Origin of the sequence: Acidisphaera rubrifaciens HS-AP3 (genome assembly GCF_000964365.1) — a bacterium.
In the GTDB taxonomy this organism is placed as follows: domain Bacteria; phylum Pseudomonadota; class Alphaproteobacteria; order Acetobacterales; family Acetobacteraceae; genus Acidisphaera; species Acidisphaera rubrifaciens.
The window spans coordinates 1-2,685 of sequence record NZ_BANB01000651.1 but is presented as its reverse complement, the minus strand read 5'-3'; the positions used below and the strand labels follow the sequence as shown (position 1 = coordinate 2,685).

General features: G+C 70.6%; 1 protein-coding gene. It reads right to left on the bottom strand.

What is annotated here, in order from left to right:
• Positions 1-121 precede the first annotated feature (121 nt).
• Positions 122-2,685, bottom strand: a 2,564-nt coding sequence (locus B8460_RS15850) for an efflux RND transporter permease subunit (protein WP_148360646.1), incomplete at its 5' end; no start/stop codon positions are given.

The window sequence follows — 2,685 nt, the reverse complement described above, 5'->3', positions numbered from 1 at the left end:
GCGCGACCGCTGGCGGGCGGCCCGCGCCGCCGGCCACGCCCTCACCTACTGGCAGCAGGGGGCGCGGGGCTGGGAACAGAAGGCCGGCTGAGGCGCCGCCCCCCGTGTCTATCGCGCCGTCCTATCGCGCCGTCAGCGGCGCCGCATCGGCGGCCGCCAGCGGACCCTGCATCGGATCCTGCATCGGACCGGGGCGCGGGGTGGGCAGCGGGATCACCGGCTGATCCGCCCGCCGCAGCACGACATAGATCGCCGGGATCACCAGCACGGTCAGCAGGGTGGAGGAGGCAAGCCCCAACAGCAGCGAGATCGCCAGCCCCTGGAAGATCGGGTCGGTCAGGATCGTCGCCGCGCCGATCATCGCGGACAGGGCGGTCAGCAGGATCGGCTTGAAGCGCACCGCCCCGGCATCGAGCAGCACGTCGCGCAGCGGTCGTCCCGGGCGCGCGCCGTGGCGGATGAAATCGACCAGCAGGATCGAGTTGCGCACGATGATGCCGGCGAGCGCGATGAAGCCGATCATCGGCGTGGCGGAGAACGGCGCCCCGAACAACCAGTGGCCGGGCACGATGCCGATCAGCGTCAGCGGTATCGGCGTGAGGATCACCAGCGGCAGCCGGAAGCTGCCGAACTGCCCCACGACGAGGATATAGATGCCGAGGATCGCCACCGCGAAGGCGGCGCCCATGTCGCGGAAGGTGACATAGGTCACCTCCCACTCGCCGTCCCACAGGATCGAGGGATGGGCCTCGTCGTCCGGCTGGCCGCGCAGGCGGATCGCGGGCGTGCCGATCGCACCCCAGTCATGGGCGCGGATCAGCTTGTCCACCGCGAGCATGCCGTAGATCGGCGCCTCGTACTGCCCGGCGAGCTCGCCCGTCACCAGGTCGGCGAAATGCCCGTCGCGGCGGAACAGCACGCGCGACCCGGCCTCGTTGCCGACGCGCACCACCTGTCCCAGCTCGACCACCGATTTGGCGCCCGGCACGCCGTTGGCGGGCACCGGCGTCGCGGCCAGCTGCTGGCTCCAGCTCAGATCGCGCTTCGGCAGGCCCGTCGCGATCTCGATCGGCAGCCGCTCCTCGCCGCGATAGGAATAGCCGACGGGCGTGGTGCCGAACAGCATCTGGATCGTGTCGTACACGTCGCTCTGCTCGACGGCGAAGTATTCCAGCGCGTCCTGGTCGATGCTGATGCGCAGGCGCGGGCGCGGACGGCCGTAGGAGTCGTCGACATCGACGATATAGGGCACGCGCCGGAACAGCGCCTTCACCTGCTGCGCCACCGCGAGCCGCGTCGCCGCGTCCGGGCCATAGATTTCGGCGAGCAGGGTCGCGAGAACCGGCGGGCCGGGCGGCACCTCCACCACCTTGACGCCGCCGCCCTCCGGCAGGCGCAGGCCGTCGTCGAGGCGATGGCGCAGGTCGATCGCGATGTCGTGGCTCGCGCGGTCTCGATCGCCCTTGGGCAGCAGCACGACATGCAGGTCGCCGAGTTCGGGCGAGCGGCGTTCATAGTAGTGGCGCACCAGCCCGTTGAAGTCGAACGGCTCCGCCGTGCCGGCATAGGCCTGGATCGAGGTGACCTCGCCGATCCCCTCGGTGATGCGCGCCGCGTGCTGAAGCGCCTGTTCCGTCGCCTCCAGGCTCGATCCCTCCGGCAGCTTCACCAGGACCTCAAGCTCGGACTTGTTGTCGAACGGCAGCAGCTTCACCGTCACCGTCTCGGTGTAGAACATCGCGCCGGCCGCCAGCGTCGCGACGCCGACGACGAGGAGGAACGTCCAGGCCCGCGCCCGCGTCTTCAGGATCGGCGTCGCGACGGCGCGGTACAGCCGGCCGAGCCGCCCCTCGTGATGGCCGGCGGCGGCGGCGTCGCGGGCGATGGACGGGGTGGTGATGTCGAGCCACTCCGCCTCCTGCGCGCGGTCGCCGCGATAGGTGCCGCCGGGCGCCAGCTTCAGCATCAGCCACGGCGCGACCACCATGGCGACGAAGAAGGAGAACAGCATCGCGGCCGACGCGTTGGCGGGAATGGGCGCCATGTACGGCCCCATCAGCCCGGAGACGAACAGCATCGGCAGCAGCGCGGCGATCACCGTCAAGGTCGCGATCACCGTCGGGTTGCCTACCTCCGCCACCGCCTCCACGGCGGCGCGGACGCGCGAGCGGCCGTCATCCATCGCCCAGTGGCGGGCGATATTCTCCACCACCACGATCGCGTCATCGACGAGGATGCCGATGGAGAAGATGAGCGCGAACAGGCTCACGCGGTTGATCGTATAGCCCATGACGCGGGCGGCGAAGAGCGTCAGCAGGATGGTCGTCGGGATCACCACCAGCGTCACCACCGCCTCGCGCCAGCCGATCGCGAGCGCGATCAGCACGACGATGGACACGGTGGCGAGGGCGAGGTGGAACAGCAGCTCGTTGGCCTTGTCGTTGGCGGTCGCCCCGTAGTCGCGGGTGATCTCCACGCGGATGTCGCCCGGGATCAGCGTGCCGCGCAGATGCTCGACGTGATCGACGATCGCCTGCGCCACCGTCACCGCGTTCGCGCCCTGTCGCTTGGCGATGGCGAGCGTCACGGCGGGCGTGGTGACCCACGGGCCCGCGTGTCCGGCGGGCGGCGTCATCTGCCAGACATGCCGCTCGACCGGCGCCGGCCCGACCACGACGCGCGCGA